This is a genomic window from Gordonia sp. 11cp (assembly GCF_057767225.1).
The window spans coordinates 2,312,774-2,327,159 of record NZ_CM173437.1; the positions used below are offsets into that span (position 1 = coordinate 2,312,774).

A 14,386-nucleotide genomic window follows, 5' to 3' on the forward strand; every position below is an offset into this window, starting at 1 on the left:
CGGAGACTACGGTAGCTGGCTGCTTGCAATCGTTAAACACGGTTCCGTGTCTGAGGCGTGTCCGAACTGCGGATTAGGGTGTTGCTGTGACAAATGTCTTCGATCGGTTGACCGGGCAAGAGGCCATCGCCGACGATCTGCGAGCCGCCGCGCGTGCCGCTCGTGTGCTCGCGGTGAGGCTCGACGCGGGGACCTCGAACGACCTGTTCCTGCCCGACGACGAGATCCCGGCCGTCGACGCGGGGTGGTCGCGGGCGTCGATGACCCATTCGTGGTTGTTCACCGGACCGCCCGGCAGCGGTCGTTCGGTCGCCGCGCAGTGCTTCGCCGCGGCACTCCAGTGCCAGTCGCCCGACGCCGCGAACGTCGGCTGCGGCGAATGCCGCGCGTGCGTCACCGTCATGGCCAAGACCCACGCCGACGTCCGCCATGTGGTGCCGGAAGGGCTCAGTCTCGCCGTGGGGGCCATGCGCGACATCGTCCAGGCCGCCGCTCGCCGACCGGGGACGGGCCGGTGGCAGATCGTGATCGTGGAAGATGCCGACCGGCTCACCGAGCAGGCCGCGAACGCCCTGCTGAAGGTCGTCGAGGAGCCGCCGTCGCGAACGGTGTTCCTGCTGTGCGCGCCGTCGGTCGACCCGGAGGACATCTCGGTGACGCTGCGGTCCCGCTGCCGGCACGTCGCACTCGTCACGCCGACGACCGCCGACATCGAGCGCGTCCTCGTCGAGCGTGACGGCCTCGACCCGGAGCAGGCGCACTGGGCCGCGTCGGTGTGCGGCGGCCACATCGGTCGTGCGCGTCGGCTGGCGACCGATCCCGAGGCGCGCACGCAACGCGAGAAGGCTCTCGGGCTGGCACGTGCCGCGGCCCGGGATTCGACGGCCTACGCCGCCGCCGAGGACCTGGTCCGGTCGGCCGACGAGGCCGCCAAGGCGATCAGTGCCGAGCTCGACGTGGTCGAGACCGAGGAGATGAAGACCGCGCTGGGTGCGGGCGGCACCGGCAAGGGCACCGCACGGATGCCGCGCGGTAGTGCCGGCGCGCTCAAGGAGCTGGAGAGGCGACAGAAGTCGCGGGCCACCCGGGTCGGGCGCGACGTCCTCGACCGCGCCCTGGTCGACCTCGCCGCGCTCTTCCGCGACGCGCTCGTCGTCGGTGTGGGCGCTCAGGTCACCGCGATGCATCCGGACAAGGCCGAGGACATCGCGAACCCGCTCGCCGGCTACGCCAAGCCGGAGCAGCTGCTCCAGTGTGTCGAGGCCGTACTCGCGTGCCGGGAGGCACTCGACATGAACGTGAAGCCTAAGTTCGCAGTCGACGACATGGTCGCGCGGATCGGACTCGCGCTCGCGCGACGGGTCGACGTGTAGTCGAAGCCCGCTGAATCTCGGTCTCAGTCCCGGGGAGCAGACCCTTGGAAATCGGTAACCGATGTGTTACCAATGGGTATGGACGGATTCGAGGCGATCGCAGACCCGGTGCGTCGCTCGCTCATCGCGCGCCTGGCTCGGGGGTCCGCGCGTGTCGTCGACCTGGCCGCCGACCATCCGATCAGCCGCCCGGCCATCTCGCGGCATCTGCGGGTGCTGGGCCAGGCAGGCGTCGTGTCCGCGGTTGACCAGGGGCGCGAGCGTCATTACGAACTCGTGCCCGGGGCCCTTGCCGAGGTGCGCGAGTTCCTCGACGCGGTGGACGCCGGTACCGCCACGCCCAGGTTCGGTGAGCACCATCTCGACGCCCTCGATCTCGAGGTGCGGCGCACGGTGCGTGAGCAGGCGAGCGCCGACGACGCCACGCCGACAGCAGGTTCGAGCAGCAGACAGAAGGAGACAGGGTGAGTACTGACATCGCGGCGACGGGCCGCCGGGAGATTCGTGCGGGGGTGCCCTATGTGATCCTCGAGCGCACGTTCGCCGCACCGATCGACGCCGTGTGGGCGGCCATCACCGACCCGTCGCGGATGGAACGGTGGATCGGCACGTGGACTGGTGATCCGGCGACCGGGTCCGTCGACTTCCGCATGACCGCCGAAGGCGACGACGTCGAGTCCGAACGGTTCTCGATCCTGGAATGCGTACCGCCGCAGAGACTCGCGATGACGTCGACGACCACCGGTGAACAAGGCGACGAGGTGTGGCTGCTCGAGCTCGATCTGAGTGAGACCGACGGCACGACCACCCTCGTCTTCGCGCAAGGGCTGCCGCGACCCGAGTCCGCCGAGAACGTCGGTCCCGGTTGGGAGTACTACCTGGATCGTCTGGTGGCCGTGGAGTCCGGCCGCGATGTCGCGACGATTGACTGGGATGTGTACTACCCGGCGCTGTCCGAGCCCTACGCGGCCATGTTCCGGGACTGATCGGATCGCGCTTGGACGTGATCGCCGGGGCCGGCCCGGACGGCGACCTATCATGAAGCGACGGTCGCGAGCCGCGAGCGCGACGATGAGCGAGGAGTAGGCGATGTCGGACTTCATCCGCAAGATCAAGGAAGATGCCAAGGCCGTCTCGGCCGCCATCGACCAGGAACTCACGGTGCTCGAGGGTGTCCCGGGCTACGACCCGCTCGCCGACAACAAGGATGTGGACGCGTCTGACGAGGTCGCTGACCCGGAGCAGGCCGAGGACGAGGTCAAGTAGGGCGCATGCGACAAACGGCCGCCGGATGGAAACCATCCGGCGGCCGTCCTGCTCCACGCGGGTGTGCTCGCGGCTGAACTCACCCCGGGGCGCTCACTTCTGAACGAACCCCAACAGCGCCTCGTTCACCTCGGCGGCGTGAGTCCAGAGCAGGCCATGGGGGGCGTCGGGGATCTCGACGTACTCAGCATCCGGAACGGCCTGATGGAAGCGGCGTCCGCTGGCGTCGATCGGCAGGATGTTGTCGGCCGTGCCGTGCAGGATCAACGTCGGCTTGCCCGAGTCACGAACGGCGGCAACGTCTTCCCGGAAGTCCTCGATCCAGGTCGGGACGACTGCGTAGGCGGCGACCGGAGCGCTGCTGACCGCGGTGTTCCAGTTCGCGTCGACGACCTCCTGGGTGATGCGGGTGCCGAGGTTGTCGTCGAGGTTGTAGAAGTCCTTGTAGAACTGCGTGTACCAGGCGTAACGATTCTCCTTCGCGGCCGCGGCGATGCCGTCGAAGACGGAACGGTCGACGCCCTCGGGATTGTCGTCGGTCTTGACCAGGAACGGCTCGAGCGACGCCAGGAACGCGAACTTCGCAATGCGGTCCGTGCCGTGGTTCTTGGCGTAGCGGGCCAATTCGCCGGTGCCCATCGAGAATCCGACGAGGATGACGTCGCGGAGGTCGAGCGTCTCCAGCACGGTGTTGAGGTCCGCGGCGAAGGTGTCGTAGTGATAACCGGTGCCGACCTTGCTGGACTTTCCGAAGCCGCGGCGGTCATAGGTGATCACGCGGTAGCCGGCGTCGATCAGCTCGCGGGCCTGTAGCTCCCAGCTGTTGCCGTCGAGCGGGTAGCCGTGGATCAGCACGACGGCCTGACCGGTTCCGTGGTCTTCGTAGTACAGCTCGATGTCGGTGGAGTTCTCGGTGCCGACGGTGATGTAACCCATTGCGATCACTTCTCTCTGATGAGGCGATCCGATCGGGATCGGTATCGGATACGGCGTGTGGAGAACGGTCGTTCTCGCCGGTGATTGCTACACTAGAGAACGATCGTTCCCTGCGCAACCCCAAGCCGGGAATCGGCAGAAGAGGAGTGTGTGGTGACCGACGCCGTGGACCCGCGTGAACGAGTGGTCCGTGCCGCTGACCAGCTGTTCAACGCCCACGGTGTCCACGCCGTCGGGATGGACAAGGTCCGGGACGCCGCGGGGGTGTCGCTGAAGAAGATCTACGCGATGTTCCCGTCGAAGGAAGCGCTGATCCTCGCGGTTCTCGACGACCGGACCCGGCAGTGGAACGCGGGGATCGCCGCGTGCGCCGACGGACTGTCCTCGCCGCGGGACAAGCTTCTCGCCGTGTTCGACTTCCTGCTCGAATGGTTCGGCACCGACGAGTTCCGCGGATGTGCCTTCATCAACGCCTACGGCGAACTCGGCGCCGAGATGCCGTCCGTGGCTTCGGCGGTCCGTGCCCAGAAAGCCGACTTCCAGCAGTACGTCGCCGGCCTGGTCGCCGAGTTGGGCGCCCCCGGCGGACTCGGCGCACAGCTCTCCATCCTCGCCGAAGGTGCTCAGACCACGGCGGCGATCGCCGGTTCGGTCCGTCCCGCCGACGATGCGCGTGCCGCCGCCGAAGTCCTGATCGATCAGGCGCTCCGCTGACGTGGATCCACGGGAGGCGTTGCGCGCCGCGAGCCCTCGTCGATCGTGCGTCGTTTCTCGTTGACCGGGCGTCTGTTCCCATCGACTGGGCGTCGTCTCTCGTTGACTGTGCGTCGTTTCTCGTTGACTGGGCGCCAGTTCCCGTCGACTGAGCGTCGTTTCTCGTCGACTGTGCATCGTTCGCCGGTGCGGAATCGACCGCGGTCGTTCATCGCGGCCCAGCCGGGGGGGTGTGAAAATCGCTGGCGATGGATCGTGATCGGTGCGATCCTGCGACGGTGATCGACCCAGACACCGACTCTTCCATCGCCGAGACCTTCGTCGAGAACGGCTTCGTCAAGATCGAGCGTCCGTCGTTGCGAAGCGCGGCGGACCGCGCGCGAGCGGGTCTGTGGGCCCAACTCGGACTCTCGGAGAACGATCCCGCGGGCTGGACCGAACCCGTGCGCTGGGCATCGGACATGGTGGGAGCCGGCCCGTTCGGAGCGCTGACCAACAGTCCGGAGCTGACCGAGGCGCTCGACGCGATCTGCGGCGTCGGGGGTTGGACACCGCGTGGAGCGCTGGGCAACATCCCTGTTCGCTTCCCGGTGCCGCCGACCGTCGATGACCGAGGCTGGCACATCGACGCCAACACCCCGTGCGACGACGGATCGTGGGTGGTGAGCCGGCGGCCCCACACCGTGCTGGTCCTGACCCTGTTGTCCGAGGTCGGACCATCCGACGCGCCGACGCGCATCCGGGTGGGGTCGCATCTCGACGCCGTCGACGTCCTCGACGACGAGGGGCAGAGTGCCTTCGAGGTCGGCCCGCTCCTCGATGCGGCGAGTCGTGACCGTCGGGTCGCCTACGCGACCGGAAGTCCCGGCGACGTCTATGTCGTCCACCCGTTCACGGTGCATGCAGCCGACGAACACCGCGGTGCGACACCGCGATTCATGGCTCAGGGGCCGGTGATGCTCGCCTCGCCGTTGTCACCGGACTCGGCCGGTCCGCTCGCGTGCGTGTTCGGCTGAACCGCTGACCCCCGATGTCGGATCAGGCTGTGGAGTCCGTGGACTCGCCGCCGGAACCGGAGCTCCCGGAGCGGTCGCTCGATGCGGAGCCGTCGTCGCCTGATTCGGAACCGGTATGGCCTGCTGAGTCACCGGACTCCGAGTCGCGGGATTCCCCCGGCTGCCTGTCGTCGCCCTCATCGTCCGACTGCGAATCGGTGTCGGTGGTCGCACTGTCCTCGCGCTCGTCCGGCGTGCCCTCGACGCTGTCGACATCGATGTCCGGCAGCGTCTCTCGATCCACTTGCCGCGGTTCCACGGGGTCGCGGGACGCCTCGACATCGGTTCCGGCGTCGGAAGTGGTGTCGCGGGTGTCGGGGTTCGGCTCGATGGGCCGCCCCCGAGGTGGTTCGGCGGTGTCCGGCTCGCCGCGCGTGTCGACGTCGGTCCGTGGTGTCTCGTGAGGCCGTTCGGTTCTCGGGGGGACGCCGTCTCGTCCGAGCGACCTCAGGAGTGCCGAGACGAGCGGGATGGTTTCGAGCCACGCGCGGATGCTCCACGGTCCCCGCGGATCTGACACCAGGACGATGACCGGCCCGCCGGTACTCGGCGGAGGGGTCAGGCTCGTGTTGCCGTCGGTCCCGCCCGGGCCGCCGGAAGCCTGGGGATCGCCGGTGTAGACGACGAACGGGCTGTCCGCGTCCAGTCCGGCGATGACGGTCATCACCGCCAGGTTCTGTTGCACGGCGCGTTCTTTGGTCTCGTCGTCGAACTCCGTCGAGAGTACGGCGCGGGTGCTGGGGCCACTGGCGATGATGGGGCCGATCGACTGCGGGTGGTCGATGACCACAGTCCGAGGTGCGCCCGTGACGGGCACGTCTCGTGCGATGAGCGAGCCGGAGTCGGTCGACGGCGCCGCGAGTGACGTGCCCGGCGAGGCGGTCCCGACCTCCGACGTCGGGGCGCGGCTCGGACCGAATGATGCGGCGGGTGATTGGGTCGACACCTGGACGGTGGCCGGCACGGCGAAGGCGTGTACCAGAGTGGTGGTGTTGATCGACGCGACTGCCGTCGGGATCACCGTGCAGAGCGAGAGCGCGGCGAGGGTGAGGGACGTGCCGGCGAAACCCGAGGGTCGCCGAAGAGGACCGACGCCGTCGTTGTCGACGGCGCGGTGCGTGCCGCGCCGATGTGATGCCACCCCTGGGTCCCCTCTTTGTCGCTCAGATAGTAGACGATGCGCGGGGGGCATGGTGTCGTCTGAATGACGCAAATCGGGACATCTACGCGACGCGCCGGGGTTGTAACTGTTCGAACGTCGCTCGGCGGTCGTCGAAGGCGCCAAGCCGGGGCCGAAATGGAGCCGCCCAGGGGAATCGAACCCCTGACCTATTCATTACGAGTGAATTGCTCTACCGACTGAGCTAGGGCGGCGTGCTACGCGAGGCAGCGCTGACGAGTCTAGCGAGGGTCGGAGAACGAACAAAACCCGGGTCGTCGACGGCAGGTGATGGTTCCGCCGGAGCGTCGATCGGGTCAACCCGGGAAGTCGGTACCGCAGACCACCGGCACCGGACGCTCCGGATCGAGCGCATTGCGGACCAGCGTCCCGACGGTCGGCGAGTAGGCCATCCCGACATGACCGATCCTCGACGCCGGGCACACATCCTGCACCACGGTGTTGGTGATGTTGGGCCCCGGCGGCATCAAGGTCAGTACGTATGGGGTCGAGATCTCGTCGTACCGCGTCGCGAGATTGACGTACCGGATCGAGGGGTGTCGCGGACCCCAGTAGCTCTGACCGGGAGCGCGGGCCGGCAGCCGGTCGGTGATCGAACCGACACGTGAGTATCCGCGGTTGGACGCGGACAGTCCGACGATCGTGCCCACGTGTGCCGCGCGTCCGGGTATCTGGGTGACGAGCTGAGCGATCGCGCCACCCTGGCTGTGGCCGACGAGGTCGACCTTCTCGGCACCGGTCGCGGCCAGGACTCGGTCGACGAAGGAGGAGACCGCACGGGCGGACTCCTCCTTGTTGCCCAGGCCTCCGGTGTTGCCGCTCCAACTGGTCTGACCGTAGGTCAGGCTGAACACGCAGTAACCCGCGTTGGCCAACATGGGCGCGAGGTACGCCCAGTTGGCGCCCTGGTTCATGGCCGTCGCGTGCAGCAGCACCACGGGGTTGCGGTCTTCGCGGTCCCGGCAGTCGAAACGATTCGAGCCGGCAGGCGACGCCGACGATGGGCTGAGGTACCGAGAGGCGATGGCGGTCGCCGCGTCGGTCGTGACGGGGAACGGCGCGGCGTGCGCGGTGCCCGCGACGAGGCACAGGCTCATCGCCGCCACCGCGGTCATGGCCGACGCGACCCCGGCTCGGATGCGGTTCATGAAGAGAATTGTCGTCGACCGGACGGTCCGGCACGGCGTTTCGGCGACTGCTACCCGGAGTCGCGACGACGGAATTCGACGCCGCGCGGCGACAGTTCGTAACCGACGACGAGGCTGTCGGTCAGTCCGAGCTTCTTGAGCTTGGTGATGTCCTGCTTCAATCCTGCTCTCTCCCGGCCGAGTTCGGCCGCGAGATCGGTCGACACCACACCGGGGCGGCGGGCGATGACGTCGAGGACTTCGCGCGTCCACGGTCCGCGCGTGGACCGCGCGTCCATGCGATCGAGGCGGGTGCGGATCTCGTCCACATCGTCGTCGGACAGATGGTCATCGGCGCGCAGAGCGATCCGCGGGTCCTCGCCGATGCACTGCAGTCCGATCCGGTAGGTCGGGTTGTGGACGTTGACGCACAAGGTGGCCCGCACGGCGTCCGCGTCCTCGAAGCCTGCGCGACGCGCTTCGTCCTGCGTGATCCGTTCGGGGTCGACGCGCTCCAGGGACGTCACCTCGATCACGTGCGTCAGCGCTATGAAGCTCGAGCCCGGATGGATGCGCGGATGGCCCCATCGCCGGAAGGCGAGGTCGACGGTTCCGTCGGCGACCCCGCGAACGACTGCGGCCGTGAGAAGCACAGTCTTCAACCTTAGCGAGCGGGTCGATGTCGTGCATGACCTGCGGTCCGACGTGCGTGTCACCTCTGTGGATGACAGCTGAGAGGCCGCTGAGAGCTGTTGTAGGGTGACCCGAGGTCAGCGACGGCAATGCCGACGTATTCGGGGGACCCCCTGCGTCGTGCCGTCGTCGAGCGCAACTTCACGACATGATCACCGGCCGGGGGGAGGGATCTTTGGTGCCGCCACGTGTTCCCGCATTTTGGTTTCCCGACGTCCCGCCGTGGCCCGCCGTCGAGGCGACACCCGCCGCCGATCTGGCCGCTCACCTGGCCCGACACCATTCCGTACGCCCAGCTCACACCACTTCGCAGCCAGCGGCAGTGGCCGTCCTCGAGCGTCCGGTGCCGGTGGTCGAGGAGCCGACCCGGGCCCCGGCCCGCGCGGTGGACCCAGCTGCTCCCCGTCCCTCGTCCGAGCTCGACGCGTTCTTGGCCGAAGCCGAGAAGTCGGTGCGTGCGAAGCGCAAGAACGGGCCGGTCACGCGCGGAGAACGCCGCTCGGGTTTCGGTTCACCACTACGAATCGCGGGTGCGGCAGCGGCGATTGTTGTGATTGTGGCCACAGTTCTGGGCGTGGTTCTCACTCGCAGCAGCGAGCCTGCTCCGACGACGGCTTCAGCATCGAGCAGCGATGCCGCTGACTCTCTGATGCCGTCCACGTCGGCTGTCGCGAGTGAGCCTGTGTGTACGCAGCGTCCGGTGGGGTCGGGGACCACGGTGTCCGACGGTGACGACGCCGGCAACCAGGAGTCGGGCGCCGGAGCGATCCGTGCGTTCAACCACGCCTACTACGTGTTGCGTTCGGCGAGGGCGGCCCGCGCTGTCGCGGCCCCTGGCGCGGTGGCCTCCGAGTACGTGATGCAGCAGTACATCAACCAGCGACCGCTCGGGACCCGGCACTGCCTGATCGTCTCCGACCGCGGGCCCGGCGAGTACTCGGTCGTGCTCACCGAACTGCAGCCCGACGCTGCGCCCATCACCTATCGCCAGGTCATCCGCACGACGACCACCGGCGGCAAGTCCTACATCCAGTCCATCAGGTCTGTCGAATGAGTTCCCGCCCAGCCTGTTCCGGGCACCGAGAGAGGTAGAAGCACCATGAGTCATAGTCGGGGTCGGCATCGGAAGCGTCGTGTGCCGAGTGGTCCGTTGTTGTCGGTGACGTCGGCGGTTGTCGCTGTGTCGATCACCGCGGGTGCGGGAGCGGCGTTCGCGGTGCCGGAGCAGGGCGGGACCAGCCCTGGTGACACGGCGCCCGGTCAGGGCGGTACGAGTCCGGGGGATGTGTCCCCTGACGGTGGTGCCGGTGCCGAGGCGACGGTCGAGCCGATCGTGGTTCCTGGTCCGGGCAGTATCCCGGGTCCGCCGGTGGAGGCGCCGTATCGGGCGTACACCGCGCCGGGGTCGCAGTCCTATGACGAGCCCTACACTCCGCTGATCAACAATCGGGTGGCTCCTCGTGTTGCGCCGCCGGTGCGGCCGATCGCGCCGCCGCCGGAGAAGATCCGTGTGGGCAACTTCGTGACCGACATTCCGGAGGGTATGTCGAAGCGGGATGTGAACTCGATCAATGCGTGGTCGGCGTATGGCGAGGCGAAGATCGCGCAGGGTTTGATCTCTGCCGGTGTTCCCGAGGATGAGGCCACCCGCCGTGCTGCCGCCACGATCATCGGTGTGATGGCCGGTGGCACCGCAGGTGCTGTCGCGCTTGGTATTCCGTCGGCGGTTGTGGGGGCGGGAGTAGGTGCGGGAGTGGGCGCACTGATCGGCTCCGCGTTCCCGCCGCAGCCGTTCCAGGCAGGTGTTGGCGCGCTGATCGGCGCCGGTGTTGGTGGTGCCGGGGCTGGTGCTGCAGGTGCGATAGTCGGTTTCGCAATCGGCGGGACGGCTGGCGGAGCTCTCGCCTATGCGCTTGGGGCGGGTGACCCCGGCGCGAACCCCGATGAGCCGTGGCGTCAGAACGGTCCACGACATGCGTTGCCCGACGCTGACGGCCCGAACCAATTCGAGTTCCACCTGACATCAGAGCAGGCGCGGCGCTCGGGACTGCCTGCTGTCGACTACGTCGTCAATCATCGCGGCGATGTTGAGGCAAAGATTGGGACCTCCACCTTCGGCTGGTCAGGTGTTCAAGCCCGATCGCCGTACGCCGTTCTAGGTCCTCACGCCGAGAAATCGGTCCGTGATTGGACGCGAGGGCAGGCAGAGAGTTTGAGGACCGCGATTCCAGGCAGCGACGTCGCCTGGCCGTCCGAACACGCCGGCGCAGATGCCGCCGAACGCTAACGAGAGTGAGTTGAGTTTTGATGTCAAGGCGCCTCGCGGTCGTGTTGACCACGATTGCCGCCGTGCTCGCCGGATTGGTCGCTGGAATAGGTGATAGCACCGCAGCACCCGAGAGTGGGAAGTCACTCATTTTGCAATGGCGTATTCCGCGTCAGTCTTACTGCAGCTCCGCGAAAACCAGGCTTCGTCCGTGTCGGGCTCACATCCCAAGGATTCACCGGGCATGGGCCGAGTTGGAAGCGCAACCCGGTGTGCAAACTCCTGATCGGCGTGGTGCACACCAGTGCGATCGGTTGCACGCAGTGGAGTTTCTTCAACGTGGATTTCGGTCCGAAACGTGGGTAGCAGGTGGTGCGCGATATTAGGACGGGATCCGGTGTGGTCGAGCTTCAGCTGTCGTCGTACGCACGCAACAGTCCGATCCGTGTACAGCAATCATTGGGTCTGTCGTACTACATGCTCGTTCCTTGACGGTCGCTTGCAGGCGCGAGTGTAGTACGTTCGCGGATGCGCTTTAACCTTTCAAATCAAACTCAATCATGAGGAAATAATGAAAAGACTATTGGTATTCGTGGCCGCGCTCGCCTTCGCGAGTGTGGCTACCTTCGCTGGCGGTGGTCCCGCAGTAGCAGCGCCTATCCCGCAGTTGTCGACTACTGGCAACAATTTCGGCACTTTTGGTGACCACTCCTTCTGTCGGGGCGCCGTCAATATCGGTCTCGACGCCCCGGCGGGGAAACCCGGTGTGGTTCGAGTGACCGCCAGGTCGCACGGGTTCACGGGAGACGGCCCAGGATGGAAGAAGAATCCGAAGTGTCGGGTCCTTTTCGCTACCACGTATACGAGCGGCCGAGGACTCAACATCCAGAAATGGGTGAGAGCTAGCTTCGGGCCGCGACGAGGCGAGAGCAAAAGTTGGGACGTTCCTACGGGTTCGGGCGTCGTTGTCTTCGGTGTTACGGCCTACTCGGCGAACAGTCCGATCGCAGCACCTCAGTCGTACGGGGCGGGTTTTTACCTGTTGGTTCCATAAATGAGCATCTGCGGAAGACATAGAAGGATCGAATGAGAAGAATGCTCTCGGCCGTCGTCGTCGGCTTTGTTGTTGCTGCGCTATGTATGGCGGGGGCAGGTCAGGCGACTGCGGCGCCGATCCCGAACATCGCGCTCTACGGGAACAACCTGGGCACAATGGGAGACCACTCCCTCTGCCGCGGGACCCTGAACGTCACTATAAAGACGCCGCAAAACAAGCGCGGTGTCGTGCGGGTGACTGCGCGGTCCAATGGCTTTGGTGGGGACGGTGCCAGCTGGAAACGGAATCCGAGCTGCCGCGTGCTATTTCAGACGACTTACACAAGCATCCGGGGCTACGCGCTGCACAAGTGGGTGCCGGCAACGTTCGGCTCCCGTCCCGGATCGAAGAAGGTGTGGGATGTCCCGACAGGGTCGGGGCCGGCGACCATCGGCATCACGACCTATGCCATCAACAACCCTGTCCGGACACCGACGGGCGGACTCGTCGGGTTCCACATGCTGGTTCCCTGACCCCGTATGACCAACCCGACCACCCCACGCGACGGCGACCCGCAGGCCTGGGCCGAGCGGGCCGTCGTCGTGTGCGGAACAGCCGGCGGCGTTGGTACGTCGGTTGTTTCGGCTTTGCTTGCCGAGCATCGGGCGTCGTCGACGCTCGGGCTTCTGTCGTGGTGGGTCGACGCGTCGGGCAACGACTGTGACATCGAGCTGCGATTGCGTGGCTCGGGAAATCAAGAACTGCTGCGTACGGCGTCGGGGACGGGGTTGTGGCTCCCGCCCGACGATGCGACGGTCACCGACGCCGTCGTCGAGACCTGGAGGCAGGGCGCCGTTCCCGTCGTCGACGCCGGCGCACATCCGCTCACGTTGCTGCCTGAGCTCGCCGAAGACGATCTCCCGAACCTCACGCCGGTGCTCGTCATCGCGGCGAGACCAGACCTGCTCAACCGCGCGCGCGTCGTCTTCACCGAATGGGACCGGGCAGGCGTACTGGAAAAGACGATCGTCGTCATCTCCTCGCAGGTGCCGACCACGCACAACGACGGACTCGCCGACATGCTGGTCAGTGTGGTGTCGGGCGCGGTCGGTGGCGTGATCGGCCTCGACTACGACCCCGTCATCGGCGCGGGTACCGCCCTCGACCACGATGCCCGACGCGGGTTCCTCCCGGCGACACACCAATCGATCGTGACACTCGCCGCCGCGACCACCAATCGGAGCTGAACCGCGGCCACCCTTTCGCGAAACCGGTGAAGGGGGCAGCATGGGGCAGTATGACCGGCTCCACTCGCTCACCGCTCACTCCCGCACAGGCCGCCGAGATGGTGGCCGATCCGTGGCGCGTGATCGCCGACAGACTCGCGGCCGCCTACAAAACCGGGTCGATGGTGCGCGGTGGTGAGTTCGTCGCCAAGATCATCGACGCCGCCGAGGAAGCGAATCACCACCCCGACATCGACCTCCGTTACGGCACGGTGCATCTCGTGCTGACGACACACAGTGCGCACCAATTGACGGAAGCCGATGTCGCGCTGGCCAACAAGATCACGGGCATCGCCACCGACCTCGGTCTCGAACCGGCCGCTGAACCCGTCACCCAGTTCAACCTGGCCATCGACGCCCTCGACATCCCGGCCATCAGGCCCTTCTGGAAAGCCGTGCTCGGCTACGGCGAGGCCACCGAACGCGAGCCCGTCGACCTCGTCGATCCCGCCGGCCGTTTACCCAGCGTCTGGTTCCAGCAGATGGACGAACCGCGCCCGCAGCGCAGCCGGATGCACGTCGACCTGTGGGTCCCCACCGACGAGTTGCACGAGAGGTTGCAGTCGGCGATCACCGCCGGCGGACAACTGCTCACCGACGAGTACGCCCCCGCGTTCTGGGTGCTCGCCGATGCCGAGGGCAACGAGGTGTGCCTGTGCACCTGGCAGGACCAGAACTACTGATCAGTCCGCGTACATCGTCTGTGTGAACGCCATCCGGTCGCCTCGGTACAGCGAACGCCGGTACTCGATCGGGGTGTTGTCCTTGTCGTAGGACAACCGGTTCAGCAAGAACATCGGCGTCCGTGCGTCGACGTGGAGCAGCGCGGCCTCGCGGGCGTCGGGCAGCGTCGTCTCGATCGTGTCCTCGGTCCGTCCGAAACGCACCCCGCGCCTGCGGAATTCGGCATACAGCGACGACGTCACCTCGAAGTCGGCTTCGAGGTCGGGATACCGGTACGCGGGCAGTCGGGTACGTTCCAGGGCCACGCGCACCTTGTCGGTGGTGAACACACGCTCGAGCTGGATGACCGGATCGCCGATGGCTATTGCCAGTCGATCCGCGAGCACCGCGTCGGCCGTCAGTCGCTTCCAGCCCACCAGGATGCGGCTGGTCTCCATGCCCCGTTCGCGGGCCGCCTCGGTATAGGAGCCGATCGACAGCGGCTGCCGGATCTTGGGTCCGGCGACCACCGTCATCCGGCCGCGGCGCTCGATCCTGCCGTCCAGCAACAACTCCCGCAACGCCTGCCGGACGGTCTCGCGTGACACCGAAAAGCTCTCGGCGAGATCGCGTTCCGCGGGGAACGGATCCCCCTCGACGAGGTCCGCCAGGAGTTCCTCCAGCTGTGACCTGACCACCTGATGCTTGAGAACGCGAGGTTGTTCCGACAGCGTCATGGGCCGAACATACCAGATGTTGGTCTAGACCAAATGGCTACCGAGTGTTCACCT

At 66.7% G+C, this 14,386-nt stretch carries 16 protein-coding genes and 1 tRNA gene; 11 read left to right on the forward strand and 6 right to left on the reverse strand.

Translation table 11 applies throughout. The features are described from left to right. Positions 1 to 86: 86 nt before the first annotated feature. From AC3B6C_RS10250 to AC3B6C_RS10265, 4 genes are all read left to right on the forward strand, one after another. Positions 87 to 1,373 (forward strand): DNA polymerase III subunit delta', encoded by a 1,287-nt coding sequence (locus AC3B6C_RS10250; RefSeq protein WP_010844240.1) that lies wholly within the window; start codon positions 87 to 89, stop codon positions 1,371 to 1,373. A gap of 78 nt (positions 1,374 to 1,451) precedes the next feature. After that, positions 1,452 to 1,841, forward strand: a complete 390-nt coding sequence (locus AC3B6C_RS10255; protein ID WP_488358551.1) for an ArsR/SmtB family transcription factor — start codon at positions 1,452 to 1,454, stop codon at positions 1,839 to 1,841. Then, positions 1,838 to 2,359 carry an SRPBCC family protein gene (locus AC3B6C_RS10260; protein WP_488375911.1) on the forward strand — a complete coding sequence of 174 codons (522 nt, stop codon included), beginning with the start codon at positions 1,838 to 1,840 and terminating at the stop codon, positions 2,357 to 2,359. The genes AC3B6C_RS10255 and AC3B6C_RS10260 overlap by 4 nt, the downstream gene beginning before the upstream one ends. 103 nt (positions 2,360 to 2,462) lie before the next feature. Next, on the forward strand, positions 2,463 to 2,639 hold the full coding sequence (locus AC3B6C_RS10265) for a hypothetical protein (protein ID WP_488375912.1): 177 nt from the start codon (positions 2,463 to 2,465) through the stop codon (positions 2,637 to 2,639). Between the two features lie 93 nt (positions 2,640 to 2,732). Here the strand turns inward: AC3B6C_RS10265 and AC3B6C_RS10270 are convergent, their stop codons facing one another. Next, positions 2,733 to 3,575, reverse strand: a complete 843-nt coding sequence (locus tag AC3B6C_RS10270; RefSeq protein WP_488375913.1) for an alpha/beta fold hydrolase — start codon at positions 3,573 to 3,575, stop codon at positions 2,733 to 2,735. A 150-nt stretch (positions 3,576 to 3,725) separates the two neighbouring features. On the opposite strand from AC3B6C_RS10270, the gene AC3B6C_RS10275 reads away from it, so the two are divergent. Together AC3B6C_RS10275 and AC3B6C_RS10280 are read left to right on the forward strand one after the other, a co-directional pair. Beyond that, the gene (locus AC3B6C_RS10275; RefSeq protein WP_010844235.1) at positions 3,726 to 4,289 is read left to right on the forward strand and encodes a TetR/AcrR family transcriptional regulator; all 564 of its coding nucleotides are present in this window, start codon (positions 3,726 to 3,728) and stop codon (positions 4,287 to 4,289) included. A gap of 248 nt (positions 4,290 to 4,537) precedes the next feature. Beyond that, a complete protein-coding gene (locus AC3B6C_RS10280; protein WP_488375914.1) occupies positions 4,538 to 5,305 on the forward strand; it encodes a phytanoyl-CoA dioxygenase family protein in 768 nt (255 codons plus the stop codon). A gap of 22 nt (positions 5,306 to 5,327) precedes the next feature. On the opposite strand, the gene AC3B6C_RS10285 is transcribed toward AC3B6C_RS10280, so the two are convergent. The 4 genes from AC3B6C_RS10285 to AC3B6C_RS10300 all read right to left on the reverse strand — a co-directional run bounded on the left by AC3B6C_RS10285 (position 5,328) and on the right by AC3B6C_RS10300 (position 8,304). Beyond that, positions 5,328 to 6,485, reverse strand: coding sequence for a hypothetical protein (locus tag AC3B6C_RS10285; protein ID WP_488375915.1), 1,158 nt, complete (start codon positions 6,483 to 6,485; stop codon positions 5,328 to 5,330). 157 nt (positions 6,486 to 6,642) lie between these two features. After that, positions 6,643 to 6,718, reverse strand: a tRNA-Thr gene (locus AC3B6C_RS10290). A gap of 102 nt (positions 6,719 to 6,820) precedes the next feature. After that, positions 6,821 to 7,672, reverse strand: a complete 852-nt coding sequence (locus AC3B6C_RS10295; RefSeq protein WP_488375916.1) for an esterase/lipase family protein — start codon at positions 7,670 to 7,672, stop codon at positions 6,821 to 6,823. Between the two features lie 50 nt (positions 7,673 to 7,722). Beyond that, entirely contained in the window at positions 7,723 to 8,304 is a 582-nt protein-coding gene (locus tag AC3B6C_RS10300) for an ASCH domain-containing protein (protein ID WP_055477202.1), read from the reverse strand. Positions 8,305 to 9,044: 740 nt separating this feature from the next. Here AC3B6C_RS10300 and AC3B6C_RS10305 point away from each other — a divergent pair. From AC3B6C_RS10305 to AC3B6C_RS10325, 5 genes are all read left to right on the forward strand, one after another. Further along, a complete protein-coding gene (locus AC3B6C_RS10305; protein ID WP_231632825.1) occupies positions 9,045 to 9,398 on the forward strand; it encodes a DUF8176 domain-containing protein in 354 nt (117 codons plus the stop codon). Positions 9,399 to 9,443: 45 nt separating this feature from the next. Then, entirely contained in the window at positions 9,444 to 10,631 is a 1,188-nt protein-coding gene (locus tag AC3B6C_RS10310) for a hypothetical protein (RefSeq protein WP_488375917.1), read from the forward strand. A gap of 1,074 nt (positions 10,632 to 11,705) precedes the next feature. Beyond that, entirely contained in the window at positions 11,706 to 12,179 is a 474-nt protein-coding gene (locus AC3B6C_RS10315; RefSeq protein WP_488375918.1) for an enoyl-CoA hydratase, read from the forward strand. A 6-nt stretch (positions 12,180 to 12,185) separates the two neighbouring features. Further along, entirely contained in the window at positions 12,186 to 12,893 is a 708-nt protein-coding gene (locus tag AC3B6C_RS10320) for a hypothetical protein (protein ID WP_488375919.1), read from the forward strand. Between the two features lie 50 nt (positions 12,894 to 12,943). Beyond that, the gene (locus AC3B6C_RS10325; RefSeq protein WP_010844227.1) at positions 12,944 to 13,615 is read left to right on the forward strand and encodes a VOC family protein; all 672 of its coding nucleotides are present in this window, start codon (positions 12,944 to 12,946) and stop codon (positions 13,613 to 13,615) included. On the opposite strand, the gene AC3B6C_RS10330 is transcribed toward AC3B6C_RS10325, so the two are convergent. Then, positions 13,616 to 14,332 (reverse strand): GntR family transcriptional regulator, encoded by a 717-nt coding sequence (locus AC3B6C_RS10330; RefSeq protein WP_044505748.1) that lies wholly within the window; start codon positions 14,330 to 14,332, stop codon positions 13,616 to 13,618. It lies immediately after the preceding gene. Between the last annotated feature and the right edge of the window lie 54 nt (positions 14,333 to 14,386).

Excerpts from the sequence above, each read along its gene's own strand:
- AC3B6C_RS10255 (WP_488358551.1), top strand. The coding sequence starts at position 1,452 with ATGGACGGATTCGAGGCGATCGCAGACCCGGTGCGTCGCTCGCTCATC.
- AC3B6C_RS10265 (WP_488375912.1), top strand. The coding sequence starts at position 2,463 with ATGTCGGACTTCATCCGCAAGATCAAGGAAGATGCCAAGGCCGTCTCG.
- AC3B6C_RS10270 (WP_488375913.1), bottom strand. The coding sequence starts at position 3,575 with ATGGGTTACATCACCGTCGGCACCGAGAACTCCACCGACATCGAGCTG.
- AC3B6C_RS10280 (WP_488375914.1), top strand. The coding sequence starts at position 4,538 with ATGGATCGTGATCGGTGCGATCCTGCGACGGTGATCGACCCAGACACC.
- AC3B6C_RS10295 (WP_488375916.1), bottom strand. The coding sequence starts at position 7,672 with ATGAACCGCATCCGAGCCGGGGTCGCGTCGGCCATGACCGCGGTGGCG.
- AC3B6C_RS10310 (WP_488375917.1), top strand. The coding sequence starts at position 9,444 with ATGAGTCATAGTCGGGGTCGGCATCGGAAGCGTCGTGTGCCGAGTGGT.
- AC3B6C_RS10315 (WP_488375918.1), top strand. The coding sequence starts at position 11,706 with ATGCTCTCGGCCGTCGTCGTCGGCTTTGTTGTTGCTGCGCTATGTATG.
- AC3B6C_RS10320 (WP_488375919.1), top strand. The coding sequence starts at position 12,186 with ATGACCAACCCGACCACCCCACGCGACGGCGACCCGCAGGCCTGGGCC.
- AC3B6C_RS10325 (WP_010844227.1), top strand. The coding sequence starts at position 12,944 with ATGACCGGCTCCACTCGCTCACCGCTCACTCCCGCACAGGCCGCCGAG.
- AC3B6C_RS10330 (WP_044505748.1), bottom strand. The coding sequence starts at position 14,332 with ATGACGCTGTCGGAACAACCTCGCGTTCTCAAGCATCAGGTGGTCAGG.